This is a genomic window from Terribium retamae (assembly GCF_022347545.1).
Taxonomy (GTDB): Bacteria; Pseudomonadota; Alphaproteobacteria; order Rhizobiales; family Rhizobiaceae; genus Mesorhizobium; species Mesorhizobium retamae.
Genome location: NZ_JAKREW010000021.1, coordinates 52129 through 76169, shown reverse-complemented (window position 1 = coordinate 76169; position 24041 = coordinate 52129). Strand labels below are relative to the sequence as shown.

Annotated in this window: 26 protein-coding genes; 15 read left to right on the top strand and 11 right to left on the bottom strand. The window is 62.6% G+C overall.

Annotated features, from left to right (window positions below):
• Positions 1-52: 52 nt before the first annotated feature.
• From L4923_RS19415 to L4923_RS19395, 5 genes are all read left to right on the top strand, one after another.
• Entirely contained in the window at positions 53-682 is a 630-nt protein-coding gene (locus L4923_RS19415; RefSeq protein WP_239368125.1) for a TIGR00725 family protein, read from the top strand.
• 84 nt (positions 683-766) lie between these two features.
• Positions 767-1552 carry an ABC transporter permease gene (locus tag L4923_RS19410; RefSeq protein WP_239368123.1) on the top strand — a complete coding sequence of 262 codons (786 nt, stop codon included), beginning with the start codon at positions 767-769 and terminating at the stop codon, positions 1550-1552.
• Positions 1549-2583 carry an ABC transporter ATP-binding protein gene (locus L4923_RS19405; protein WP_239368121.1) on the top strand — a complete coding sequence of 345 codons (1035 nt, stop codon included), beginning with the start codon at positions 1549-1551 and terminating at the stop codon, positions 2581-2583. Before L4923_RS19410 ends, L4923_RS19405 begins: the two co-directional genes overlap by 4 nt.
• A gap of 36 nt (positions 2584-2619) precedes the next feature.
• On the top strand, positions 2620-3699 hold the full coding sequence (locus tag L4923_RS19400; protein WP_239368119.1) for an extracellular solute-binding protein: 1080 nt from the start codon (positions 2620-2622) through the stop codon (positions 3697-3699).
• 111 nt (positions 3700-3810) lie between these two features.
• Positions 3811-4638, top strand: coding sequence for an ABC transporter permease (locus L4923_RS19395; protein WP_239368117.1), 828 nt, complete (start codon positions 3811-3813; stop codon positions 4636-4638).
• Positions 4639-4854: 216 nt separating this feature from the next.
• Here the strand turns inward: L4923_RS19395 and L4923_RS19390 are convergent, their stop codons facing one another.
• From L4923_RS19390 to L4923_RS19370, 5 genes are all read right to left on the bottom strand, one after another.
• Positions 4855-6327, bottom strand: coding sequence for a M81 family metallopeptidase (locus L4923_RS19390; RefSeq protein WP_239368115.1), 1473 nt, complete (start codon positions 6325-6327; stop codon positions 4855-4857).
• Between the two features lie 64 nt (positions 6328-6391).
• A complete protein-coding gene (locus L4923_RS19385) occupies positions 6392-6763 on the bottom strand; it encodes a RidA family protein (protein WP_239368113.1) in 372 nt (123 codons plus the stop codon).
• A gap of 32 nt (positions 6764-6795) precedes the next feature.
• On the bottom strand, positions 6796-7623 hold the full coding sequence (locus tag L4923_RS19380) for a carbohydrate ABC transporter permease (protein ID WP_239368111.1): 828 nt from the start codon (positions 7621-7623) through the stop codon (positions 6796-6798).
• Positions 7620-8489, bottom strand: coding sequence for a carbohydrate ABC transporter permease (locus L4923_RS19375; RefSeq protein ID WP_239368109.1), 870 nt, complete (start codon positions 8487-8489; stop codon positions 7620-7622). Before L4923_RS19375 ends, L4923_RS19380 begins: the two co-directional genes overlap by 4 nt.
• Positions 8490-8735: 246 nt before the next feature.
• The gene (locus L4923_RS19370) at positions 8736-9965 is read right to left on the bottom strand and encodes an ABC transporter substrate-binding protein (protein WP_239368107.1); all 1230 of its coding nucleotides are present in this window, start codon (positions 9963-9965) and stop codon (positions 8736-8738) included.
• A 187-nt stretch (positions 9966-10152) separates the two neighbouring features.
• Between L4923_RS19370 and L4923_RS19365 the strand changes: the two genes are divergently transcribed.
• The 6 genes from L4923_RS19365 to L4923_RS19340 all read left to right on the top strand — a co-directional run bounded on the left by L4923_RS19365 (position 10153) and on the right by L4923_RS19340 (position 15728).
• Positions 10153-10920, top strand: coding sequence for an SDR family oxidoreductase (locus tag L4923_RS19365; RefSeq protein ID WP_239368105.1), 768 nt, complete (start codon positions 10153-10155; stop codon positions 10918-10920).
• Between the two features lie 2 nt (positions 10921-10922).
• Positions 10923-11984 (top strand): ABC transporter ATP-binding protein, encoded by a 1062-nt coding sequence (locus tag L4923_RS19360; protein ID WP_239368103.1) that lies wholly within the window; start codon positions 10923-10925, stop codon positions 11982-11984.
• Entirely contained in the window at positions 11981-12862 is an 882-nt protein-coding gene (locus tag L4923_RS19355) for a MurR/RpiR family transcriptional regulator (protein WP_239368101.1), read from the top strand. Before L4923_RS19360 ends, L4923_RS19355 begins: the two co-directional genes overlap by 4 nt.
• A gap of 20 nt (positions 12863-12882) precedes the next feature.
• The gene (locus L4923_RS19350; protein WP_239368099.1) at positions 12883-13953 is read left to right on the top strand and encodes a D-TA family PLP-dependent enzyme; all 1071 of its coding nucleotides are present in this window, start codon (positions 12883-12885) and stop codon (positions 13951-13953) included.
• Between the two features lie 27 nt (positions 13954-13980).
• On the top strand, positions 13981-14454 hold the full coding sequence (locus tag L4923_RS19345) for a hypothetical protein (RefSeq protein ID WP_239368097.1): 474 nt from the start codon (positions 13981-13983) through the stop codon (positions 14452-14454).
• A 227-nt stretch (positions 14455-14681) separates the two neighbouring features.
• Positions 14682-15728 (top strand): polysaccharide deacetylase family protein, encoded by a 1047-nt coding sequence (locus L4923_RS19340; RefSeq protein WP_239368095.1) that lies wholly within the window; start codon positions 14682-14684, stop codon positions 15726-15728.
• 34 nt (positions 15729-15762) lie between these two features.
• Here the strand turns inward: L4923_RS19340 and L4923_RS19335 are convergent, their stop codons facing one another.
• A complete protein-coding gene (locus tag L4923_RS19335; RefSeq protein ID WP_239368093.1) occupies positions 15763-16914 on the bottom strand; it encodes a citrate synthase in 1152 nt (383 codons plus the stop codon).
• Between the two features lie 79 nt (positions 16915-16993).
• Here L4923_RS19335 and L4923_RS19330 point away from each other — a divergent pair, with 79 nt between their 5' ends.
• Positions 16994-18082 (top strand): citrate synthase/methylcitrate synthase, encoded by a 1089-nt coding sequence (locus tag L4923_RS19330; RefSeq protein ID WP_239368091.1) that lies wholly within the window; start codon positions 16994-16996, stop codon positions 18080-18082.
• 119 nt (positions 18083-18201) lie between these two features.
• Here L4923_RS19330 and L4923_RS19325 read toward each other — a convergent pair whose 3' ends face one another.
• Genes L4923_RS19325 through L4923_RS19315 form a run of 3 tightly spaced genes read right to left on the bottom strand, consistent with a single transcriptional unit; the run spans position 18202 to position 19806 of the window.
• Complete coding sequence (locus L4923_RS19325; RefSeq protein ID WP_239368089.1) at positions 18202-18489, bottom strand: DUF1330 domain-containing protein; 288 nt, start codon at positions 18487-18489, stop codon at positions 18202-18204.
• Positions 18490-18526: 37 nt separating this feature from the next.
• Positions 18527-19219: an orotidine-5'-phosphate decarboxylase gene (pyrF, locus tag L4923_RS19320; protein ID WP_239368087.1), complete on the bottom strand. Its 693-nt coding sequence runs from the start codon at positions 19217-19219 to the stop codon at positions 18527-18529.
• Complete coding sequence (locus L4923_RS19315) at positions 19216-19806, bottom strand: NADPH-dependent FMN reductase (RefSeq protein WP_239368085.1); 591 nt, start codon at positions 19804-19806, stop codon at positions 19216-19218. Before L4923_RS19315 ends, pyrF begins: the two co-directional genes overlap by 4 nt.
• A gap of 258 nt (positions 19807-20064) precedes the next feature.
• Here L4923_RS19315 and L4923_RS19310 point away from each other — a divergent pair, with 258 nt between their 5' ends.
• The 3 genes from L4923_RS19310 (at position 20065) to L4923_RS19300 (ending at position 21967) form a co-directional block, all read left to right on the top strand.
• Complete coding sequence (locus tag L4923_RS19310) at positions 20065-20664, top strand: TetR/AcrR family transcriptional regulator (RefSeq protein ID WP_239368083.1); 600 nt, start codon at positions 20065-20067, stop codon at positions 20662-20664.
• Entirely contained in the window at positions 20661-21491 is an 831-nt protein-coding gene (locus L4923_RS19305) for an EamA family transporter (RefSeq protein ID WP_239368081.1), read from the top strand. Before L4923_RS19310 ends, L4923_RS19305 begins: the two co-directional genes overlap by 4 nt.
• Positions 21492-21595: 104 nt before the next feature.
• The gene (locus tag L4923_RS19300; protein ID WP_239368079.1) at positions 21596-21967 is read left to right on the top strand and encodes an avidin/streptavidin family protein; all 372 of its coding nucleotides are present in this window, start codon (positions 21596-21598) and stop codon (positions 21965-21967) included.
• Between the two features lie 3 nt (positions 21968-21970).
• Here L4923_RS19300 and pmtA read toward each other — a convergent pair whose 3' ends face one another.
• Both pmtA and dnaJ read right to left on the bottom strand, forming a co-directional pair.
• A complete protein-coding gene (pmtA, locus tag L4923_RS19295) occupies positions 21971-22576 on the bottom strand; it encodes a phospholipid N-methyltransferase PmtA (RefSeq protein WP_239368077.1) in 606 nt (201 codons plus the stop codon).
• Between the two features lie 119 nt (positions 22577-22695).
• Positions 22696-23826: a molecular chaperone DnaJ gene (dnaJ, locus tag L4923_RS19290; protein ID WP_239368075.1), complete on the bottom strand. Its 1131-nt coding sequence runs from the start codon at positions 23824-23826 to the stop codon at positions 22696-22698.
• Positions 23827-24041: the final 215 nt, after the last annotated feature.

Here is a 24041-nt window from a genome sequence, read left to right as displayed (position 1 = left end):
ATAGCTTACAAACCTTGCGGCGGCGTGCAACCAGGAAAGAGAGCTATTCACGATGACAGCTTTGGGTTGGGTCGAAGAGGACGAAAAGCTGATCCGCGAAGGACAGGCCTTCGATCCGTACCGGCTGGAGTGGAGCGTCGACAATGGCAGCCGGGATCGCCCGTCGCACACTGTCACGCCCGTCGAGGCGCTTTCCCTGCTGGGTGAGCGCGGGTTGCTACGGCGCGTTCCGGTCGGCATCATCGGCCCCCGCGAAGCCACGCCCGCACAATGCGAACTTGCCGAACAACTGGGCGCGGCGCTGGCGAAGCATGGCCTGCAACTACTCTGCGGCGGCAAATCCGGCGTCATGGAGGCTGCCTGCAAGGGCCACGCAATGAGCGGCGGACTGCCGATCGGCATCCTGCCCGACGACGAATGGCAGGCGGCGAATGCCTATGTGGCGATCCCCATCGCCACAGGATTGGGACCTGCCCGCAATGCCATTATCGCCCGCGCCTGCATGGTCCTGGTGGCGATCGGCGGCGGCGTCGGCACGCTGTCCGAGATCGCGCTTGGCCTTCAGTTCAACAGGCTTGTGCTGGCAACCGCCGACGCACCATCCGTCATCGGCGTGCCGCTGGTGACGGGCGTGGACGATATTCTCGACAGGATCGCGAAAAGAGTGTTTTCTTTTGCGTAAGATTTCTACCATTTGTCGTGAATGTATCATAAAACCACGCTACGGAGCAGTTAAGAGGGTCTGAACCCAGCCAAGGGGACCGCCTTGCAGGTAATTGCGATCGCCTATCTGGTCTTTCTCGCCGCGCCGGTGCTGTTGTTGCTGCTCGGCTCGTTCGGCGAGACGTGGAGCAATACGCTGCTGCCGGCTGGCTTCACCGGGCGCTGGTATGAAGAGGTCGCCAGCGATCCCAGTTTCCGCCGGGCCTTTTTTACCAGCCTGCAGATCGTCGGGGTTACCTGCGTCCTCAACATGCTTATCGGCTTTCCGCTCGCCTATGCCATCCAGGCAGGAGCCCGCGGCGGCGTGCGGTTCGCCGCGCGGCTGGTGACATTGATGCCGGTTGCCGTGCCGGAACTCGTGCTCGCCTTCGGCTTCATCCTGGTCTTCTCGTCCGATGCGTTGCCCTGGTTGGGCAGCTTCTGGTTGCTTGCTGCCGGACACCTCGTACTGACCTTGCCCTATACGGTGACCGCGCTCGTCGCCGACATGGAACAGCTCAGGCTCGACGAATACGAACACGCCGCAGCCACGCTGGGCGCCTCGTTCGCTGCGCGGCTGAGCGACGTCACCCTGCCGCTGCTGCGCACCAGCCTGATTTCCTCGATGCTCACCGTGGCCGCCCTCTCCATCGGCGAATTCCAGCTGTCGAACCTCGTTGCCGGCTTCCTGTCGCGCACCTATCCGGTGGTGCTGCTGCAGGCCTTCTACGGCGCGACCGGCTTTGCCTGCGCCGCGACCGTGGTGCTGCTAATCCTCGCCGCGCTCGCATCGATCACCAGCAGCACGACAGCGCAGATCGGTGCTTTCGAACAGAAGAAGCCGCAATGACCCTCAGATACGATGCCGTCAGCTATACCTATCCAGGCACGTCGATCGGCGTGTTCGACGTCTCGCTGGAGATCGGACGGGGCGAACTGCTGGCGATCATCGGCGCATCGGGTTCCGGCAAGTCGACCCTGCTCAAGCTGCTTGCGGGCTTCGTGAAGCCGGCAAACGGCCGCATCTTGATCGACGGCAAGGATGTCGGCGAACTGCTTCCCGAAAAACGCAAACTTGGCGTGGTCTTCCAGAATTACGCGCTGTTTCCACATATGCGGCTATGGGAAAATGTCGGCTATGCGCTGAAGGTGCGCGGTATCGGCAAGGCGGAGCGCCGCGCCCTTGCGGTGGAGATGCTGGCCAGGGTCGGAATGGGCGCGCGTGCCGACGACCTGCCCGGAATGCTTTCCGGCGGGCAACAGCAACGCGTGGCGCTTGCACGAGCCCTGGTTTTCGAGCCACGAGGCTTGCTGCTCGACGAGCCATTATCCGCGCTCGACGCCGGGCTGCGCGTGGAAATGCGTGACGAGATCCTGCGCGTGCAACGCTCTGCAGGCATCGCCACCCTGCTGGTGACGCACGACCAGGAAGAAGCGCTTTCGATCGGCGACAAGGTCGCGGTGATGCATGAGGGCCGGCTTGTGCAGATCGGAACGCCGCGCGATCTCTATGAAACGCCGGTCAATGCCTATGTCGCGGCATTCGTCGGCCAATCCAATCTGTGGCCCGGCAAGGTCACGGGCACGGGACGGATAGACACCGAGATCGGCGCGCTGGCCTGCGACACCAAAGGCAAGTCAAATGGCGAGGCCGTCATCGCCTTCGTCCGCCCCGAACGGGTCCAGCCAACCTCGCCGAGCGCGGTTGCCGAACCCGGCCACTTTTCCGGCACCATCGAAGCCGACCGTTATCTCGGGCCGATCCGGCGCATCGATCTTGCCGTCCCGGGTGGCCGCATCCGCCTCGAAACCCATCTGCGCGGGCCAGTCACCTCTGTGGAGATCCCGCCGGACGCTATACGCCTTCTTCCAGTCAGCTAGGTCAGACCCCCGACACAACCGAAAAGGGACTTCCCGATGAAACGACGCGAATTCATTGTCAGGGCAGCCGCAATCGCTTTGACGCTGAGCTTCACGCATCCAAGCAGGGCCTTCGAAGGGCCCGAACTCTATGAAGGCGAAAAGACGCTCTACGAGAGCGCCCAGAAGGAAGGGCTGGTCGTATCCTTCGATACGGGTCCAACCTGGGCGAACTGGTCCGGCCAGTTCAAGGCTTTCCAGAAACGCTATCCGGGCGTCGAGATGGTCTATAACGACCTTGGATCGGCGGCGACCGTGGTCGCGCTCGACAAGGCGCGCAACCGTCCGCAGGCCGATACCGCCTATTATTTCGCGGCCTCGGCCCTCGACGCCGCCAAGGCCGGCGTCGTCGAAGCCTACAAGCCGGTGAACTTTGACCGTCTTCCCGAGACGCTGCGCGAGAAGGATGGCCAGTGGTTCACCGTGCACACGTTGAATGTCGCGTTCCTGGTCAACACCAAGCTGGTCAAGAATGTGCCGCAGAGCTGGGCCGATCTGCTCAAGCCGGAGTACAAAAACGCGATCGTCTATCAGGATCCGCGTTCGACCGGCCAGGGCCAGGTCGTGACCTTCGCAGCGAGTTTCGGCAATGGCGGCGACATGGATAATGTCACGCCCGGCATCAACTATCTCGGCGAACTCACTAAAGCCGGCAATGTGCTGCGCACCGTCGGCACCACCCCCTATGCCCAGTTTCTCAAGGGCGAGATTCCGATCTGGATCGGTTATGAAAATGACGGCCTGAAAGCCAAGTTCGTCGATGGCATGGGTGACGGGATCGCGGTGGTCATCCCGAAGGAAGCTTCGGCCGCCGCACCCTATGCAATTTCACTGGTCAGGAACGGCCCTAATCCAAACGCTGGCAAGCTCTGGCTCAATTTCGTGCTGAGCGACGAAGGCCAGAAGATCTTCGCGGAAGGTTTTGTCCGTCCATCAGTCAGCGGCATCGCGCTGCCGGAGGCGATTGCTTCCAAAATGCCGAACGCGCCGCAAGTCCACCCGCTCGATATCTCAAAATCGACGGCAAAGAAGAGCGAGATCGATGCCGGCTGGGCCAAGGCGGTTCTCGGGCAATAAGGATGCCTGGTTCCACCGCATGATCTCATCCGAAAAGTCAGCGACTTTTCGGGCTCTACGCCGCCCGCGCCTGTCGGTGCGGGCGGCGTCCTCAATCGACGGGAGCATCCCATGAGTGTCAGGGCCTCGACACCAATCCTCGCCGCCTTTTCGGTTCCGGGCGTGATCGTGCTTGCCCTCTTCTTCATCGTTCCGGTGTGCTCCGTGCTCGTCGGCGCTCTTTCGGATGGCGGCAGCGCCTTTTCCCGCTTGATTGCGGACCCCGTATTCTGGAACGGCCTTAAGGGCACCATCGTGCTTGGAACCGTGGCTCCGCTGTTTTCGCTCTTCATAGGCTTCAGCGTCGCGCTGACGCTTGCCCGGCTGGCACCGGGCCTTCGCACGGCCGCGCTGATTGCTATTTCACTGCCGCTGACCTTTTCGGGCCTGATCGTCGCTTATGGCTTCATCCTGCTGCTCGGCAGATCGGGCTTCGTCACGCTGCTGCTTGCCACGATCGGCCTGGATCCCGCGGTGACCGGCGCCTTCATCTTCTCACCGCTGGGGTTAGGGTTGGCCTATTCCTACTATCTGGTTCCGCGCGTCGTCCTGATCGTGCTGCCTGCCATCACCAATTTCGACCGCAACCAGTTGGTGGCCGCCCGCTCTCTCGGCGCCGGAGGACTCCGTGCACTGATCGATGTGATGCTGCCGCAGATCATGCCGAGCCTGGTGGCCGCATTCTGCCTGACCTCAGCGGTTGCCGTCGGTGCCTATGGCACGGCACTGGCGCTCGTCGGGACGCAGGTCAACATCCTGCCGCTGGTGCTCTATAGCAAGATCTCGGAAACCGGCACCGATCTGCCGGCCGCATCGGCGGCATCGCTGGTGCTCGTGGCCATCTGTGCCGCCGTGGTGGCAATCGGCGAAGCCGTCGGCAGCCGACGGACCCGGCGATAGTGGAACTTTTCGTCGTCTCGTCGCGAAGGAGAAAGGCGCTTCTCGTTCGAGCAAAGGATTCGGCAACGCAGTGCCTACCTGCAGCTGACTTTTTTTGGGTGGATCGGATTCCAGACTCGCGAATCGTGCCGGCTGGGTTAGGCTTTGCCCACTGGGGTCACCTCAGGGGCAGGGGAAACGCGCGCCGTGTCGTTTGATCGCGCGGCGCGCGTGGGCTCAAGCCCACGGCTCTGCAACGCGCGGCCAAACCGGGCGCTCCAGTTTTTCATAGACAGTGCCTGCCGGATCGCTGGGATAGGAGCTCTGGGCCGAGACATAGATGATCTCAGCTGCGATCGGCTCGAAACCGGCGTAGAAGTGGTTGGTCGACTTGATCAACAGCACGTCCTTCTTCAGCGGATCGACGCCGAGATTGGAAAAGATGTCGGGTTCGAAGGTCTGGGTGCGGTTGGTGTTGAGGATGACGTCGATCTCGGTGCCTTCCAGCCGCACGAGCGCCGAAGCGCCTAAGGTGACGCGGCTCGGCCCGAAGCTCTGCCAGCTCTCCGCGACAGCCTTCACCACACGCACTTTGGCGTCGATCGGCTCGCCCGCCAGCGGACCGGCCTTGCCACCGAAGCGCAGGTCGATGACCGCGCCTTCACCCGCCGCGTGGCAGAAGGTGACCGCGAGCGGATCCCAGATGGTGGCGACGCCGATATTGTTCAGGCCTCGCGCCAGCATGGCGCGCAGCAGTGAGGTGCCGTCGCCGGCGACGCCGCCGCCCGGATTGTCCCAGACATCGGCGATCACCACCGGTCTTGCCTTGTTGACGGCGCGCACTTCCAGCGCACGCTCGATGCCCTGGTCCGCGGTCAGCATGGGCATGGCGAGCTGCCCGCGCAGCGCATAAAGCTCGCGCCCCAATTGTTCGGCCAGGGCATCGCCCTTGGCCTTGTCATTGTCGGTGACGACCATGATGCGCGCGCCCATCTCCGGCACGTCGGCGGCCATGAAACCGTGGATGACGGAAGCCGAAAGCACGCCATCCTTGCCGTGCAGCGCTTTGATGCGGTCGACGAAGCCGCGCATCGGCTGGCGGCTGGTCGGCATCACTTCGATCATGCGGCAGTCGAAGGTCGATATCGCCGGCTTGATCTCGCCGCGCGCTGCGGCCAGACCGAGCTCGACCACATGTTCGCCGCGCTCATAGAAATCGGTGTGAGGGAATTCGAGAAAAGCGGCGAGCACATTGGAAGCAGCGACACGCTTCGGAGTCAGATGGCTGTGCGGGTCGAGTTCGGAAGCAATCACAATGTCCGGCCCGACGATCTCACGGATACGAGCAAGGAGATCACCCTCGCAATCGTCATAGCCCTGGGCCACCATGGCGCCGTGCAGGCCGAGGATGACGGCATCGACTGGAAGCGCCGCGCGCAACTGGTCGAGGATCTCGTCGCGCAGTGCCTCGAAGGTCTGGCGCTGCACCAGCCCGCCGGGCTCCGCCCAGGTCGCGGTGCCTTCGATAACGGTCAGCCCTTCGGCGGCGGCACGGCGGCGCAGGGCAACGATGGGCGAGGAGCACAGCGTCGGCGTTTCCGGGTGCTTCCCGGGTCCGGCATAGAAGGCCATCTCGAAAGAGGCCCGGTCGGTCGGCACCGGCGAGAAGGTGTTGGTCTCGGTCGCCAACGAGGCGGTAAAGATGCGCATGCGCTTTACTCGATTTGATCTGTCGGGGTAGCCTTCCGCCGGTGACCGGCGGAAGCAGCCGGTGTCATTTCACCGGTGCGTAGGCCACTGCTTCGATCTCGACCTTGATGTCGATCATCAGCCGCGATTCCACGGTGGTGCGCGCTGGCGGCTCCTTGGCGAAGAAGGACCCATAGACCTTGTTCATGCCGCCGAAGTCGCGCGCGTCTTCGATCCACACCGTCGTCTTGACGACGTCATCCATGGTGGCTCCGGCGAGCGCCAGCGCCGCCTTGACGTTTTCCAGCACCTGACGGGTCTGGGGCTCGATGCCGCCATCGACCACCGTGCCATCCGCGCGCACCGGCACCTGGCCTGAAACGAAGACGAAATCCCCCGCGCGCACCGCCGGCGACAGCGGCACGTGCGAGGATCCGAAAACCTGCTTGCGTGACATGGTCTGACAATTCTCCTGTTATTTGACGGTGCTCATTTGACAGCACCCAGGGCAAGGCCGCGGACGAGATAGCGCTGCAGCCAGGCAAACAGCACCGCCACCGGCAAGGTCGCCAAGAGGGCGGCCGCCATGACGTGATGCCATTCGACAGTGTAGCGGCCGGCAACCAGCGCGAACACCTGGATCGGCAGCGTGTAGTTCTCCTGGCTGCGCAGGATGGTCAATGCGATGATGAATTCGTTCCAGGCATTGATGAAAGTGAAGATGGCGGTCACCGCGATCGCCGGCAGGCAGAGCGGCAGGAACACTTTGCGCAGGGTCAGCCAGCGGCCGGCGCCCTCCATCCAGGCGGCCTCCTCGAGATCACGCGGAATGGTGTCGAAATAGCTCTGCAGCATCCAAACATTGAAGGCCACGTTGAAGGCCATGTAGACGACGCCGACAGCCGTCGTGCTTTCGATCAGGCCCCAGGCGGCAATCAGCCGGAACAGGCCAAGCACCAGCACGATCGAGGAAATCATCTGCGAGATGAGCAGGAACTGCCGCATCGCGCCATAGCCGGCAAAGCGGAAGCGCGACATGGCATAGGCAGCCGGGATGGCGACGATGATGGCGCCGACGGTCGCCAGCACCGAGACATAGAGCGAATTGAGCAAGGCCCGACCGAAACCCGTCGCCACCCACATCTCGGCGAAGTTCGACCAGCGGAATTCGCTCGGCCACCAGGTCGGCGACAGCACTTCCGGGCGCGGTTTGACGGCAGTCAGGAACATCACCGCGAAGGGAAACAGCGTCAACACGATCAGCGGCGACAGAAGCAGCCAGGCTATGACGGAACGAACGAGCTTGCTTTTCCTCATGCCTCCCGCTCCCGCATGGCAAGGCGCACATAGATCATGGTGAAGACGAGCAGGATCGCGAACATGACGAGTGAGACGGCGGATGCTTCACCGAGTTTCCCGACACGGAAGGCCAGCTTGTAGAGATAGGTTACCAGGATGTCGGTTGAGTTGGCCGGGCCGCCCTGCGTCATCACCCAGATGATCGGGAAGGAATTGAAGACGTAGATCATGTTCAGCACGATGGCGATGTTGATGAACGGCTTCAAAAGCGGCAGCGTGATGGTGCGGAACTGCTGCCAGCCAGAAGCGCCTTCAAGAGCCGCCGCCTCGTAAAGGTCGTCGGGAATGGAGGAAAGGCCACCGAGGAAAATGGTGACGGTGAAAGGCACTGTAACCAGGACACCGATCAGCACCTGCATTGGGAATGCGGTGCTAGCGCTGGCCAGCCACTGAATGTTCTGGTCGATGATGCCGAGGCCCATCAGCGCCGAATTCAGCATGCCGCTTTCGCCATTGAGCGCCCAGCGCCAGACCACGGCCGTCATGGTCAGCGAGACCGCCCAGGGCAACAGAATGATGACACGGGCGACGCTGCGGCCATAAAAATCCGAATTGAGGATCATCGCCACGGGGATGGACAGGACCAGCGCACCGGCAACGACCGAAAGTGTCCACAGTCCGGTTCGCCAGAGCGCTGCCATGAAATCGGGATCGTCGGCAAGTGCTGCAAAATTGGCCAGCCCGATGAAATCCCGCAACTGGCCGAACCGGCTGACGTCATGGGTCGAAATCTGCACCAGGTCGTAGACCGGCCAGAAGATCACCACCGCCGCCAGGAACAGGCTGGGCAGGATCAGCAGATAAGGCAGCGCGCGACTATACATTCGGCATCACAAACTAACGACCTCAAAATTTTCGATGTTTGCGCTGCCCCTCATCGCCCTTGCCGGGCACTTCTCCCCGCGAGCGGGGAGAAGGAGGCAGGCCGAAACGCCCACGCTTGCCCTGCAACGTTGGCGATTGGCGAAATCCTCGGCAACCAGATCCCCTCTCCCCGTTCACGGGGAGAGGATGCCGGCAGGCAGGTGAGGGGCAGCGCGAACAGTTCAGCTTCTCTCAACGCAGCCGGCTTACTTCTTCAGGACGCCGTTTGCCTTGGCGGCGGCATCCTTCAGCGTGGCTTCCGGCTCGCCTTGGCCGAGATAGATCTTCTGGACAGCGTCGGAAGTGATCTGCGCGATCTCTTCCCAGCCTGGAATGACCGGAGCGAAGCGGGCCTCGGGCAGCAGCGCGGTGAAGGCGGCCAGTCCTGCATCCTTGGTGTAGTAATCCATCTTCGCCTCTTCCTTGTTCACCGGCAGCAGGCCTTCGTTCTGGGTGAACTTGGCGCGCTGTTCGGTCGAGAAGAGGAAGTCGAGCAGCTTCCAGGCCTCTTCCTTGTTCTTGGAGTTCTTGAACATGATGATGGAGTCGGTGACGCCATAGGTGCCGCGCGCGCCGGTCGGGCCGGCCGGGATGGCTGCCACGCCATATTTCAGGCTGGGCGCCTCTTCCTTGATCTGGTTCATCATGAAGGGAGCGGTGATCATCATGCCGACCTTGCCCTGCTTGAATAGGGCCATGACGTCCTCTCGGTTCATCGAGGTGACGCCCGGCTGGGTCAGACCTTCGTCGATCATCGACTTGTAGAGTTTGGCGGCTTCGAGCGCGCCCGGTGTACTCAGGCCCGACGAGCCATCCTTGTTGAGGATCTCGGTGCCGAACGACCACATGGCATAGTAGTAGTAGACGTCGGTCTCGATCTCCTTGCCCTGGATGCCGTAACCGAAGGCGCCGGCCGCCTTGATCTTGCGGGCATCTTCCTGCAGCTCAGTCCAGGTCGACGGCGGGTTGGCGATGCCGGCCTTCTCGAACAGTTCCTTGTTGTAATACATGGCGCGCGCGGAAGCGGCGATCGGCAGGCCGTAGGTCTTGCCCTCCATGATCGAGGGCGACAGGAAGGTCTCGATGAACCGGCCCTTGAAGTCAGGCGTCATGTATTCGTCGAGCGGCTCGGCAACGCCCTGCTGCACGAAATCGATCAGCCAGCGCGTGCCGATGATCGAGAGATCCGCATTGGTGCCGGCGGTGATGTCGGTGGTCAATTTCTGCAGCAGCACGTCCCACGGCACCACTTCGAATTTCAGCGTCGTGCCGGGATTGGCTGCCTCGAACTCCTTCTTGACCTCTTCGAAATAGGGGCCGGTCTTCGAAGAGTATTCCGCGACGGTCACGCGCACTTCGCCCGCATAGGCCTGCGCGGCCATCGCCAACATGCTCAACCCGGCCAGAAGGCCGGCAGTCCATCGTGCCAGTTTCATAAATTGTCTCCCATTGTCATTGCGGGCCCATCAATACCCCGAGCAGCAACACGCGGCTTTTGCCATTCATGTTACTTTCCTACATTATCGCTGAAAATCCACCTTTCAAGCGGATTTTTCTGTTGCTTAATTACATTTTTGATTACATTTTTTTCGGTACCCTTGAGTGGAGGAGACGGCGCGGGCGATGTCCAATACGGAATTCCAGGGCAAGACCGTGGTGATCACCGGGGCCGGCGGCGGGCTGGGCTCGGCACTGGTGACGCTCTTTGCCGAACGTGGTGCACGGGTAGTCGGCTGCGACCAGTCGCTCGATACCCTGAGCAGCGAGGCGATTGCTTCCCGCCATGTCTTCGATCTGACGAGGCGTGAGGAGATGGAGGCTGCTGCAAGCGCGATCGTTGCGCGGGATGGTGTGCCCGACCTCCTGATCAACAACGCCGGCTGGACACGCGCCGAAACGCTTATGGCGCTCAACGCGGCCACCATCGAGCGCGAACTCGACCTCAACCTCACCGGCGTCATGACCTTCGCCGATCCGCTGACCAAGGCGATGGCCGCACGTGGCAGCGGCAGTGTCGTCTTCGTTTCATCGGTCAACGCCATCGCGCATTTCGGCAATCCCGCCTATGCCGCGGCAAAGGCAGGCATCAACGCCTATGCCAAGGCACTGGCTGTCGAACTCGGCCGCAGCGGGGTTCGCGCCAACGTCGTATGCCCCGGCTCGATCCGCACTGCAGCTTGGGATCATCGCCTCGAAAAGAACCCCGAGGTTCTCGGAAAGCTGAAGCGGCTCTACCCGCTCGGCCGCATCGTCGAGGCGCGCGAGGTAGCCGAAGCTGTTGCTTTCCTGGCGTCGCCTCGCGCTTCGGGCATCACCGGCGTGGTGATGCCGGTCGATGCCGGCTTGACGGCGGGCTTCCTGCCCTTCATCGACGACATATTGGGAGGTTAGGCATGACCGACGTCTCGTTCCGAGACCTGTCGAAATCGTTCGGCCAGCACAAGATCCTCGAGGACATCAACCTGGAGATCGCCAGCGGCGAGTTCGTCGTGCTGGTCGGCCCGTCCGGCTGCGGCAAGTCCACGCTGTTGCGCATGCTGGCGGGGTTGGAAACGATCACCTCCGGCGACCTTCTCGTCGGCGGCGTGCGCTCCAACGACCTGCCGCCGCAGAAGCGTAACATCGCCATGGTGTTCCAGTCCTACGCGCTGTTTCCGCATCTGAAGGCCTCACAGAATATCGGCTTCGGGCCAAAGATCCGCGGCGAAAGCGCGCCGGTGGTCGAGGAGAAGGTCAAGAAGGCGTCCAGCATCCTCAACCTGTTTTCTTATCTCGACCGCTATCCGCGCCAGCTGTCCGGCGGCCAGCGCCAGCGCGTCGCCATGGGCCGCGCCATCGTGCGCGAGCCCTCCGTTTTCCTGTTCGATGAACCGCTTTCCAATCTCGACGCGCAGTTGCGCGTGCAGATGCGCACCGAAATCAAGGCGCTGCACCAGCGGCTCAAATCCACCATCGTCTACGTCACGCACGACCAGATCGAGGCGATGACCATGGCCGACCGCATCGTGGTGATGGACAAGGGCCGTATCCAGCAGGTCGGCAAGCCGCTCGACCTCTACGACAAGCCGGCGAACAAATTCGTCGCCTCCTTCATTGGCTCACCCTCGATGAGTTTCGTGTCCGGCGCGCTCAAGCCAGCATCGGACGGTGTCTGGTTCGAGCCATCTGGGGGCGGCAAACTGAAACTTGCCGGTAGACACGACGCTTCGGGAACTGTCGAAGCCGGCATCCGCCCGGAGCATTTCATCGTCGGCGGCGCCGGCGCCGTCAATCTGCGCATCGACGTGGTCGAGCCGACCGGCTCGGAAACCCATGTCTATGGTGCGATCGGCGACGACACCATCCGAGCAGTGTTCCGCGACCGCATTGCGGTGAAGCCCGGCGACCAGCTGCCGGTCAGCGTCGCGCCCGGCAACATCCACCTGTTCGACACGGCAACGGGCCTGCCCCTGTGAAGACCCCGGCAGACATCATCACACGCCTGCAGATGATGGCCCAGGACGGTACCAAGTCGGACCGTCGGCTGGCGGGCATGGTGCTGTCCGATCCCGACTTCGTCTCCAAGGCAGCGATCTCTGAAATTGCCACGCGGGCGGGCATCAGCGAGCCCACCGTCACCCGCTTCTGCCGCAATCTCGGCTGCGACGGCCTGCGCGATTTCAAATTCTACCTCGCCCAGGCGATCGCTATCGGCGGCCAGTATCTGTCGGCGGAACCACCCGGCAGCGATGTGCGCGACCAGCGCATCGCTGCAGCCATCACCGAAGCGGCAATCGCCGCCATCCAGCGTGCCATCGCCATGCTGCCGATGCCGAAGCTGATCGAGGTCGCTGAACGCATCGCCGTCTCCGGAAACATCCTGTGCATCGGTTCCGGCGGCATCTCCTCGATGATGGCGACGGAGATGCAGAACCGGCTGTTCCGGCTCGGGCTCTCCGCACTGGCGCAAGTCGATGGCCAGTTGCAGCGCATGTATGCCTCGGTGGCGACGCCCGACACAACGGTGCTGGCTTTCTCGGTTTCGGGCTATGCGCGATCCACAGTCGAGGCTGTCCAGGTGGCTCGCCAATATGGCGCCACCACCATTGCCGTCACCCCGCCGGATTCAGCGCTGGCCAAAGCTGCGGAGACACTGATCCCGTTCCAGTCGCTCGAAGATGGCAACATCTATAAGCCAACCTCTTCGCGCTACGCCTTGCTAGCCATCCTCGACATCATCGCCACCGCAACGGCCGAAGCACGCGGGCCCAAGGCGCTGGAAAATCTGCGCCGGATCAAGCAAAGCGTGTACACGCTGAAAGTGGCTGACCCGCGCCTGCCGCTCGGCGACTGATTTCAATCCACAGGTGACTTATGACCGCTCGCCCCAAGACCATTGCTGAAATCGACACGCCTGCCGTGCTGATCGACCTCGACCGTGCGGAGCGCAACATCGCCAATGCGCAGAAGGCGGCCGATGCGGCTGGCGTGAAGCTGCGGCCCCACATCAAGACGCACAAGCTTCCCTTCTTTGCCAAGAAGCAGATCGAGGCAGGCGCTGCCGGCATCACATGCCAGAAGATCGGCGAAGCCGAAGTGATGGCCGATGCCGGGCTGACCGACATCTTCCTGCCCTACAACATCATCGGTAAGGCGAAGCTGGAGCGCTTGCTCAAGCTGCACAAACGCATCACCCTTTCGGTGACAGCCGACAGCGCGGCGACCATTGCCGGTCTTGCTGAGGTTTTCGCGGATCCGACCCGGCCGCTCAAGGTGCTGGTGGAATGCGACACCGGCGCCGCGCGCTGCGGCGTCCAGACATCACAGGAAGCCCTGACGCTCGCCAGGCAGATCGATGCGGCACCCGGCCTCGCTTTCGGCGGCCTGATGACCTACCCCGCCGCTGGCGCGCCTGAAGCAGCGGAGGCCTGGCTCGCCGCTGCGCGCGATCTGCTCAAGCAACAGGGACTTGCCTGCGAAACTGTGACCAGCGGCGGTACACCCGACATGTGGCGCAAGCAGGATGCAGCCATCGTCACCGAGTACCGGCCCGGAACCTACATCTACATGGACCGCTATCAGGTCGAGAAAGGCGCGGCCACGGCCGACGACTGTGCGCTCACCGTGCTTGCAACCGTGGTCTCGGTGCCGACACCGACCCGCGCCATCCTCGACAGTGGCTCCAAGGCGCTTTCCAGCGACCTGCTCGGCTTGGCTGACCATGGCGAACTGGTGGGCATTGCGGACGCCCGCGTGACGGCGCTCAGCGAAGAACATGGCAAGGTCGAGCTGACCGGCGGCGCCACACTTGCCGTCGGCGATCGCGTTCGCGTGCTGCCGGACCATGCCTGCGTCGTCACCAACCTGTTCGACGAGGTCTATCTCGTCTCCGGTGATCGCGTCGTCGACGTTTTGCCAGTCGCCGCACGCGGCAAGCTCTCCTGAACCCTTCTCCAGACGAACGGAGCCTCCATGACTGATACCAGGAACCCATTTGCCGGCGACGCGGATCGCGCCTTCATCTGGGAAATGCTGATGCCCCGCGATTTCGAAGCCTTCGCCGCGCAGGACTGGTCGATGGTGGCCGGCGATTTCGACGAGATGCGCTTCCTCGGCATCCATGCCCACAATTCGCCCAACCAGGACGATTGGAACGCCGCCTTCCCGACCTTGGAAGCCTATCGTGACGAGTGGTTGCGCCAGGCCGCGGAATCCGCTTCGGTCGCCTATGCCGAGCCGCTGCCGTCGGCACTGCTCAAGGCGGTGACGCTCAACCGCATCGATATCAACGGCAATGTCGCGGTGGCGCACAAGAAGTTCGACGGCACCGTGCCGCTTGCCGATGGCGGCGTCGACCGGCTGAATTGGCAGACCCTCTATTTCTGCCGCAATGACGGCGACCGCTGGCGCATCACCGGCTTCGTCGGCTACATGAAATACCGCTGAGGCGATCAATACGATCGCCTTGCAGTCAAGGCGCTCGCCCCCCGAAAATCAATGTCCCTACGGGCAGTTTGTTAACTGGCGCCGGAATAAGTTCCTTCCGGCCGCTGCATCGGCCATCGCCCGCAATCTGCGGGCGTCTATCGGAGCCGAGGAATGTCCGTGCATCGCCATCCTGGATCGGAAGGCCGCTTCGTTGATCCCATCTGCCTTGCAGGCGCGGTCCCGGCATGTCTCTGAAAGGCTCTGCCAAGAGATTCTTGAAGCACGGCGCGATCCGCGCCGGTCTCGAAGGCGTGGCACTGACACGAGCCGGGGCACTGTGGCCGGCAGCGGCGGGGCGGGGCATGATCTTCACGCTGCATCACGTGCGCCCGGCGCGGCGCGGCGGCTTCGACCCTATCGCTACACTTTCGGTGACGCCGGAATTCCTCGATCAGACGATCCGCGTCTGTATCGAGACAGGCCTGACGCCGGTGGCGCTGGATGACCTGCCCCGCCTGCTTGCCGACCCGAAGGACAAGCGCCGTTTCGCCGCCTTCACGCTGGATGACGGCCTGCGCAACAATGCCGAACACGCAGCACCAGTGTTTCGCCGGCATGGCGTGCCCTATACCATCTTCGTCGCCAAGGGCTTCGTCGAACGCACCCGCTCGATGTGGTGGGAAACTGCCAAGGTGCTGACGCGCTCCAAAGACAGGTTCGAGTTCGATTTCGGCCATGGTCCCGAGACGGTTTCCGCGCAGACGCTCAGCCAGAAACAGGATGCCTATGAGCGGATCGTCCATTTCGTGCACTCGAACGACGAGGACGCAGCCGTCGCGCAAGTCGAGCGGGCTGCACGGTCGCGCATGATCGACCCGCTCGCCATTGTCGATCAGCTGATTATGACCGCAGAGGAGTTGAAGGCACTCTCCGCCGACCCGCTCTGCCGATTCGGGGCTCATACGAAAACCCACATCGCCATGGCACGTGTCGATGAAGAGCGGCTCGCCGAGGAGGTCATCGGATCGATGGATGCCGTCGAGGCCTATGTGGGCTACAGGCCAACGACCTTCGCCTATCCCTATGGCACCAAAGTCGCCATATCGCAGCGCGAATTCGACGCGGTTGCAAAGGCCGGCATCAAGCTGGCCGTCACCACGCGTCCCGGCGTGCTGACGGCGGACAGCTTCAACCAGCCGACGCAACTGCCGCGTGTCTCGCTCAACGGCCACTATCAGAGGCGGCGTTATGTGGAGGCGCTGCTTACCGGCCTTCCGTTCAAATTGTTCTAGACCCATCCAGGCCGCTTGGCTTACGCGCCAACGGTCATTCAAAATGACCGTGATCGACTGGCAGCGGCCCCTCATAGCGGGCGCGCGGCCGGATCAGCTTGCCTGACATGACTTGTTCGATGGCGTGCGCAGTCCAGCCAACGCTTCGGCCGAGCGCGAACAGGCGAATGGGCGCATCGGCCGGCAGGCGATAGGATCGCACCAGCGCCACCAGCGCGAAATCGATCGTCGGCAGGGCGCCGGTGGCGTCAAACACCGACTGGCGCAGCTCGACGATTTCGGGTTCCAGCTTCATGTCGGCCAGCAATGCCGCCGCGCGCGGGTCGCCACCGGGATAGAGTGGATGGCCGAAGCCGGGTAGCGGTCGGTCATGGTCGATCCAGCGCCTCATTGCGGCGCGTACGCCGATCCGCGCTGCGTCGTCCACCAGCATGGCGACGGCATCGGCGGCCGTACCATGACGCGGGCCGTAAAGCGTCGAGAGACCTGCCAGCAGGCAGGCGACGAGCGGCGCCCCGGTCGAAGCGGCCACGCGGGCGGCGAAGGCCGAGGCATTGAGTTCGTGGTCGGCGACCAGCACCATGACACGGCGCAACACATCCGCCGCAGGCTCGACCCGCCAGCCTTTCGCGAGCCTGAGATGTACCGGCTCGGCACCAGGTGCTGCGCCCAGCGCTCCGGCGAGAGCGGCGATGGCCGGCATGGCGTCTGCCTGCAGGACGGCGCCATTGCGCCCCGGCGAGGGCTGGCCCCTGGCCGCCAGGCCGGCGAGAATGGAAAAGGCCTGGGCGACACCCGTCTCGGCAGGTACCCCCGACGTTGCAAAGCGCGGAGCGGCGGAACTGGCCCACAAAAGTTGCGCAGCCTCCTCCAGGCTGGCGTCGCGTGAAAAGGCGACCGCGTCCTCGCCACGGTAGATCAGCCTGCCGTGGATGACGGTGGAAATTTCAGTGGCAAAGACCGGCTCCCCCCAGGACACGGCGCTTTCCGCGATCGCGGCAACGCGACGTCCGCGCGCCCGGCGGGTGGTGAGTGCATCGATGTCTTCAGACCTGTAGAGGCTGCGGCGCGGATCGGCCGGATCGGGCTGCATGCCGATCTGGTTGCGGCTGACATAAGCGTAGAGCGTTTGCGCACGCACGCCCAGCCTGTCCAGCGCTTCGTCCCGCGTCAGCCATGAGTTCATATTGATTCTATTGATCAAGATTGATGACAATCAACCACAGCATTATCTCGGATCGGAAATTGGTCAAGGAGCAAAGACGATGACAAGCGGACTGGATGATGTGGTTGCCGCCGAAACCGTGCTGTCGGAAGTGGATGGGCTCGGCGGGCATTTGACGATCCGAGGGCACGCCTTGCGTGATCTTGCCGGACGGCGCGATTTCGCCGGCGTGACGCATCTGCTTTTCGACGGTTTCTTCGACGACCTGCCGAACGAGAAGACCCTGGCGGCGAGGCTTGGCCGCGCCCGCGTTGAGGTATTCGAGCGGGTAAAGCCGCTGCTGCCGGCACTTGCCGGGCCCTCAGTCTATGACGGCATGCGCGCCGGTACGGCGCTGATGCCGGACGGCGACACGCTGGAGGACGCGCTGCGCCTGATCGCGGCTCCTGCGGTGCTGACGCCGGCGTTGCTGCGTATGCGCAAGGGCCTTGACGTCGTTGCCCCGAATGCCGCGGCAGGCCACGCCGCAGACATGCTCGCTATGCTCACCGGCACGGTCGCAAACCGGGAGCTGGCTGCCGCGCTCGACACCTATCTCGTCACCGTTTGCGACCACGGTCTCAACGCCTCCACCTTCGCCGCACGCGTGGTTGCCTCGACCCAGGCCGGCCTGACCTCGGTAGCGCTTGCCGGGCTCGGAGCCTTGAAGGGCCCGCTGCATGGCGGCGCTCCGGGGCCGGTGATTGCAATGCTCGATGCCATCGCCGCGACCGGCGACGCTGCGGGTTGGCTCAGCAAGGAACTGGCCGAGGGTCGGCGCATCATGGGCTTCGGCCACCGCATCTACCGGGTGCGCGACCCACGCGCCGACGTTCTCAAGACGGTGGTGCGCCGCATCGGTCCAGAAGGCGCGGCCGGGCGACGGCTGGCCTTCGCCGAGACGGTCGAACAAGCTGCGCTCGAAACACTGAAGCGGGCCAAGCCCGACCGCGTGCTGCAGACCAATGTGGAGTTCTACACCGCCTTGCTGTTGGAAGCGGCAGGCTTCCCGGAAGAGGCGTTCACCTGCGTCTTTGCTGCCGGGCGCATGGCCGGCTGGATTGCACATGCCCGCGAGCAGCAGGCGACGGGACGGCTGATACGGCCGCAGTCGCGCTACATCGGGCCAGTGCCGGATCTGGTTGCCTGAGGGCGGCAGGTTCCGCCACAGCAAGCACAGATGTATGTCGGTACCGACTTCGCACAGACCGATGTGAAGTCAGCGCTGTAAATTCGACGAAACCCGCAATCGAAAGCAGCGGTTCGAAATCAGATCCCTTCCACAAGCACGATTTCGCCGTCCGCCACCTTCTGGCGGATGGCTGCGGCTCGCTGGTACTCCGGCGAGTGGTAGCAGTCATGCGCTACCTTCAGGCTCTCGAACTCGATGATGACGTTGCGGCCGCGGCCTTGTCCTTCGGCCTTCTCGTGCTCGCCGCCACGGGCCAGGAACTTTGCGCCGAAACGGTCGAAGGCGAGTTTCGCGGCATCGACATAGGCCTTGTAGCCTTCGGCGTCACGCACATCGACGCGAGCGATCCAGTATCCTTTGGCCATAAACAGTCTCCGTCCGCAGCTTCACGTTTCGGGCGGCTCAAGCCGCCGCCATCTCGGCCAGGATAGCCTGGGCAGCGGCGCGCCTGTCAACCGCACCGATGATCGGCCGCGCCACGACGAGGTGGCTGGAGCCATTGCGGATGGCGTCCGCCGGCGTGACGACACGCTTCTGATCGCCGCGGTCGGCGCCGGCTGGTCTGATACCGGGCGTCACCACCGCCATGTCGGGACCGACGACCTTGCGGACCGCCGATGCCTCTTCGGCCGAGCAGACGATGCCCCCCATGCCGGCCGACAGCGCCTGTTCGGCGCGCCGCAGCACCAGCGTGTGCGGATCGTATTCGTAGCCGGCATCGATGACGTCCTGCTCGTCCATCGAGGTGAGCACGGTGACGGCGAGCAGGCAGAGATCGCTGCCCTTGGCCGCTTCCACCGCCGCGCGCATCGTCTTCGGATAAGCGTGGAGAGTGAGCATGGTCATGCCCATCTTGACGATGTTCTCGACGCCCTTGGCGACCGTGTTGTCGATATCGAGCAGCTTCATGTCGAGGAAGATCTTCTTGCCGTCGGCGGCCAGATCGCGCGCAAACTCCAGCCCGCCGGCAAAGGCGAGCTGATAGCCGATCTTGTAGAAGGACACGGTGTCGCCGAGCTCCTTCACCACCTTCTCGGCTTCGGCCACGGTTGGAATGTCGAGGCCGACGATCAGCCTGTCGCGCATATCGTTCATACCGTTCCCCTCGTTGATGAAATGCGAGCCCGCTCGATCAGCGCCTGCGCCACTAGCTCCATGGCGTGGCGAAGCTTCTGATCGACAAAATCGCCACCCGTATCGAAAGCACTGGCGCCATTCGGCACCGAGCATTCAGGGGTGACGATGTCCATATGGCAGCGAAGCAGAATTGCGCGCAGATGATTGATGGCGCGCACCCCGGCAAAATGGCCCTTCGATGACGAGCATATCGCAACCGCTTTGCCGGCCATCGGCTTCAACTGCCGGCCATTGTCATGACGCACAATGCTCACCCAGTCGATGGCGTTCTTGAGGAGCGGCGAAACGGAGCCGTTGTATTCCGGTGTCACCAGCAAGAGCCCGTCATGGGCGCCGAGCAGACGCGCCAGCTTGATGACGTTTTCGGGGATACCGCTTTCCTTCTCGATGTCCTCGTCGAAGATCGGCATCGGATAATCGGCCAACGAAATACGGGTCACGTCCGCGCCCTGCATGGCCAGCACCTTCTGCGCGACATCGGCCGTCCTGCCGCTGAAGGCACCGCTGCGGATCGAACCCGCGAAGACAAGGATCTTGGGAATCACGGCATGGCGCTCCTTTGCCGTCCGGCAGCTATAGGCGATGCCGCCGCGGAATCAAGGGGACGCTTCGAGCCGAACATAAATCCCGGCGACCCATCCGATCGCGAGACCGAAGATGTGGGGCTTGGAGTTCTTCAAGCGTTTCGCACGGAAGGTGTCGCCGTGTCAGAAAAACGCAACGCTGCTCACACTCAAAGCAGCCTCCCGCTTCGAATACGACCGTTGACATTCATCAAAAAATGAGACAGACCTGTCTCTATCATGATCCAGGGCACTGAAGACCCTCAGATTGCAAAGTCCAAACATCAAACGATCGTTGAGACAGCTTACAGTCTGTTCAAACGGCACGGATTCCATGCGACGGGTATCGACAGGATCATAGCCGAAGCCGGCGTCGCCAAGATGACGATGTACCGGAAGTTCCCAACGAAGGACGATCTGATTGCCGAGGTGCTGAACTGGCGGGCAAGGCGATTCCAAAGCCAGCTCGACCGGATGATCGAGGCTGAAACCACACCATCCGGCAAGATCATGGCGATCTTCAACTGGTATGGCCGCTGGTTCGAAAGTCCGGACTTCCATGGCTGCCTCTTTGCACATGCGATCGCCGAGTTCAGTGACCCTTCACATCCGGTGTTTGCGGCGGCATCCAAGCAGAAGGCCGAACTCCAGGACTATATGGCGACCATCCTGCGGGCTGATCTCGATCCGGATTCTGCTTCGAACTTGGCAACGGCGTTTCTGACGCTGATTGAGGGTGCCACGCTGCTGGCGCAGCTCGGCAAAGGTGAGGACGCAATCGACAATGCAAGAAGAACCGCGGCACTCCTTCTCCAACAGGATGCCGGGATACCGCTGTGAGCACGGCCGCCATATTGCTCGCGCTGTTCGCGGCGGTTTTACACGCCAGTTGGAACGCCTTTCTCCGCAACGGTAAGGACCGGCTGTGCACGGTGACGGTGATGAGTCTGGCAGGCACGGCCATCGCACTGGCTTGTGTCCCGTTCTTGAGCCTTCCGGCCGCATCCGCATGGGGATACATCCTCTTTTCGGCCCTGCTCCAGGTTGGCTACAGCCTGTTTCTTGTCACCGCATATCGCCACGGCGATCTTGGTCAAGTCTACCCCATCGTGCGCGGGACAGTACCGCTGCTTGTCACGTTCGGCGCCTTCTTCCTGACCGGCGATACGCTGACCGCCTACCAGGTTGCCGGCGTCCTGCTCGTCGCACTTGGCATAATGAGTTTGTCGCTGGGGCGGGATCGCGCGACCACGGCTTCTATTGCCTGGGCGATCGCCACGGGAACGATCGTTGCCGGCTATGGGATGGTCGATTCGGTCGGTGTTCGGCTGTCCGGCGACAGCACCGCCTACACGGCCTGGGTGCTTGTCATCTACGGGACGCTTCTGCCATCCGTCTACGTCTTGATCCGCGGCCGGCTTTCGTTGGATTTCCGTTCGCGTGACGAGGCCACGGCGCTCGCTGGCGGCCTCGTGGCGATGATTGCCTATGGTTCGGTGGTCGCTGCATTCGCACTCGCCCCGGCGGGCCCGATCACGGCACTGAGGGAAACCAGCGTTGTCTTCGCGCTCTTGATCGGCTGGGGGTTTCTCGGAGAGAGGCTGACAATCCGGCGATTTGCCGCCTGCATCGTGGTTGCGGCGGGGGCGATCTGTTTGAGCCTTTAAATTCTTGCCATCTCCGCCACCGGCTTCCTGTTGCCGTCGGTATCGTCTGGAACCTCCGGCAGGAGCCTGGATTAAACCCAGGTGCATCGGATGGAGGTGCGGGAATGTCTTGGATAGGTATCTGGAAAAATCAGTTCGGATCGGTCGTGGAGATTGCGAGCGAGGCGAACGGCAAGATAGAGGGCTCGTTCCGAACCGCGTTGAAGGACAGCGCGTTCTACGGGCAGACGGTGCCGCTCGTCGGCGTCCACAAAGGCAACTGCATCAATCTCGCTTCTGCAGGCACTGGCCTGGCCGGCGATGTGGTTGTCTCCTATACCGGCCTGCTCCGCGACGGACGCCTGGAGACACTGTGGTTCGTGGCGACCGACCGGGCGCTGGGTGCTGCCCGAGAAGGCGCACCGGCAGAGTCCAGCCAGACAAACTGGTGGCGTGCCATGACGATCAATGCCGACACGTTCGAACGGGTTGGCTGAGCGCTAATTCGCTGGACGTCGATAGATCCACAACCGCGTGGGCGGGATGTTTCGCAGCACGAAATGGAAATGTTCCACCGTGTAATTGCCGCGTCCGGGCGGGATCGGCGACATCGGGCCATAGGTCAGCTGCACGACCGGCCGACCCGCCGGAATTCGGTCGAGCAGGCTTTCGAGGTAGCTGATGCGCTGGGGGACGGGGAAATTGAGCAGCGGCACGCCGGTGATCACCGAATCGAAGGTCAGGCCGCTGTGCTCCCCGAGCGCTTCATTGAGGTTGAAGGCATCGCCTTCGATGATGTTCACGCCCGGATAGAGGCGCCGCAGATGCTCCACGAAATCATGCGAATATTCGACGGCGTAGAGGTTTTCCGGCTTCACGCCGTGCTCAAGGATGGCGCGGGTGATGACCCCGGTCCCAGGGCCCACCTCAAGCACGGGCAGGCCTGATGCCGTATCGATGACAGACGCCATCTTGCGGGCGGTGACCGAACTCGTCGGCACGATGGAGCCGACAGCCTTCGGCTTGTCGATCCATCCCTTGAAGAATTTGAGTTCGTCGTCGAACTTCTCGGCGAGCGATTTCCTCAGTCCCGGACCACGTCCCATCAAGGCCTCCTGACCGGCTCCCCCCGGACCCGCTGTGTAAACGCTACTTACCAGTTACGTAGGGGTAGGCAAGGCAAACGTCCACCAATGTCGTGGACAAGACAGAATTTGTCGTCGCTCTAACGTTCACCGAACGATTCGAGAAAATCCTTCATGCGCGAGAAGAAACCGCTCGATTGCGGGCTGTTTTCCTTCGACGAAAGTTGTTCGAACTCCTCCAGAAGCTCGCGCTGGCGCCGGGTCAGGTTCTGCGGCGTCTCGACTGCGGTCTGGATATAGAGATCGCCGATCTGCGGCTGGCGCAATACCGGCATGCCCTTGCCTTTCAGCCTGAACTGCCGGCCGTTCTGGGTGCCTTCCGGCACTTTCACGCGTGTCTGGCTGCCATCCAGCGTCGTCACCTCGAAGGAACCGCCGAGGGCTGCCGTCGTCATCGAGATGGGCACCTTGCAATAGAGATCGGCGCCATCGCGCTGGAAGAACTCGTGCGGCTTGATGGCCAGGAAGATGTAGAGATCGCCGGAAGGACCGCCACGCAGCCCCGCCTCCCCTTCACCGGCCAGCCGGATGCGGGTGCCGTCCTCGATGCCGGCAGGAATGTTGACGGAAAGCGAGCGTTCCTCGGTGACGCGTCCCTGACCGGCGCATTTCGGGCACGGATCCTTGATGGTCTGCCCCCGGCCCTGGCACTGCGGGCAGGTGCGCTCGATCGAGAAGAAGCCCTGGCTGGCACGCACCTTGCCGTGGCCATGGCACATCGAGCAGGTGACGGGCTGCGTGCCCGGCTTGGCGCCGGAACCCGAGCATTCGTCGCAGGAAAGCGATGCCGGCACATGGATCTGCGCCGTCTTGCCGGAATAGGCCTCTTCGAGGCTGATCTCCATATTGTAGCGCAGGTCGGCGCCGCGTTCGCGCCCGCCGGAGTTGCGGCGGCGACCACCACCCATCATCTCGCCGAAGATGTCCTCGAAGATGTCGGCAAAGCCGCCGGCGGCGAAGCCGGCGCCACCGCCATTCATGCCGCCATTCTCGAAGGCGGCGTGGCCGAAACGATCATAAGCCGCACGCTTCTGCGGGTCCTTCAGCGTCTCGTAGGCTTCGTTGATTTCCTTGAACTTGTGCTCGCAAGAGGCATCGCCGGGATTGCGGTCGGGATGGAACTGCATGGCCAGTTTGCGGAAGGCGCTTTTGAGCTCCTTCTCGTCGGCGCCCTTCTGTACGCCAAGCGTTTCGTAGAAATCAGCTTTCATCGATAGCCTGTTCCAATCCCGCTGACCGATGGCTCAAGCAAAGGCCAACGTCCTAAGCGCATTGTTTCGACCAGTTGTCTAAAGACCGGTCTCCGATTTAGTAACGATGCGGCGCAAATGCCAGTACCGGCAAGGAAACGCTGCATTTTTTCTGGTGCATGGTTGCAAAAAAGCCCGGCTTGACGCCGGGCTTTTCTGGGCTTTTGGCCCTCAGG

Bases quoted from the DNA above. Each gene is read 5' to 3' on its own strand.
- L4923_RS19415 (WP_239368125.1), top strand. From the start codon at position 53: ATGACAGCTTTGGGTTGGGTCGAAGAGGACGAAAAGCTGATCCGCGAA.
- L4923_RS19405 (WP_239368121.1), top strand. From the start codon at position 1,549: ATGACCCTCAGATACGATGCCGTCAGCTATACCTATCCAGGCACGTCG.
- L4923_RS19400 (WP_239368119.1), top strand. From the start codon at position 2,620: ATGAAACGACGCGAATTCATTGTCAGGGCAGCCGCAATCGCTTTGACG.
- L4923_RS19395 (WP_239368117.1), top strand. From the start codon at position 3,811: ATGAGTGTCAGGGCCTCGACACCAATCCTCGCCGCCTTTTCGGTTCCG.
- L4923_RS19390 (WP_239368115.1), bottom strand. From the start codon at position 6,327: ATGCGCATCTTTACCGCCTCGTTGGCGACCGAGACCAACACCTTCTCG.
- L4923_RS19385 (WP_239368113.1), bottom strand. From the start codon at position 6,763: ATGTCACGCAAGCAGGTTTTCGGATCCTCGCACGTGCCGCTGTCGCCG.
- L4923_RS19380 (WP_239368111.1), bottom strand. From the start codon at position 7,623: ATGAGGAAAAGCAAGCTCGTTCGTTCCGTCATAGCCTGGCTGCTTCTG.
- L4923_RS19375 (WP_239368109.1), bottom strand. From the start codon at position 8,489: ATGTATAGTCGCGCGCTGCCTTATCTGCTGATCCTGCCCAGCCTGTTC.
- L4923_RS19370 (WP_239368107.1), bottom strand. From the start codon at position 9,965: ATGAAACTGGCACGATGGACTGCCGGCCTTCTGGCCGGGTTGAGCATG.
- L4923_RS19365 (WP_239368105.1), top strand. From the start codon at position 10,153: ATGTCCAATACGGAATTCCAGGGCAAGACCGTGGTGATCACCGGGGCC.
- L4923_RS19360 (WP_239368103.1), top strand. From the start codon at position 10,923: ATGACCGACGTCTCGTTCCGAGACCTGTCGAAATCGTTCGGCCAGCAC.
- L4923_RS19350 (WP_239368099.1), top strand. From the start codon at position 12,883: ATGACCGCTCGCCCCAAGACCATTGCTGAAATCGACACGCCTGCCGTG.
- L4923_RS19345 (WP_239368097.1), top strand. From the start codon at position 13,981: ATGACTGATACCAGGAACCCATTTGCCGGCGACGCGGATCGCGCCTTC.
- L4923_RS19340 (WP_239368095.1), top strand. From the start codon at position 14,682: ATGTCTCTGAAAGGCTCTGCCAAGAGATTCTTGAAGCACGGCGCGATC.
- L4923_RS19335 (WP_239368093.1), bottom strand. From the start codon at position 16,914: ATGAACTCATGGCTGACGCGGGACGAAGCGCTGGACAGGCTGGGCGTG.
- L4923_RS19330 (WP_239368091.1), top strand. From the start codon at position 16,994: ATGACAAGCGGACTGGATGATGTGGTTGCCGCCGAAACCGTGCTGTCG.
- L4923_RS19325 (WP_239368089.1), bottom strand. From the start codon at position 18,489: ATGGCCAAAGGATACTGGATCGCTCGCGTCGATGTGCGTGACGCCGAA.
- pyrF (WP_239368087.1), bottom strand. From the start codon at position 19,219: ATGAACGATATGCGCGACAGGCTGATCGTCGGCCTCGACATTCCAACC.
- L4923_RS19310 (WP_239368083.1), top strand. From the start codon at position 20,065: ATGATCCAGGGCACTGAAGACCCTCAGATTGCAAAGTCCAAACATCAA.
- L4923_RS19300 (WP_239368079.1), top strand. From the start codon at position 21,596: ATGTCTTGGATAGGTATCTGGAAAAATCAGTTCGGATCGGTCGTGGAG.
- pmtA (WP_239368077.1), bottom strand. From the start codon at position 22,576: ATGGGACGTGGTCCGGGACTGAGGAAATCGCTCGCCGAGAAGTTCGAC.
- dnaJ (WP_239368075.1), bottom strand. From the start codon at position 23,826: ATGAAAGCTGATTTCTACGAAACGCTTGGCGTACAGAAGGGCGCCGAC.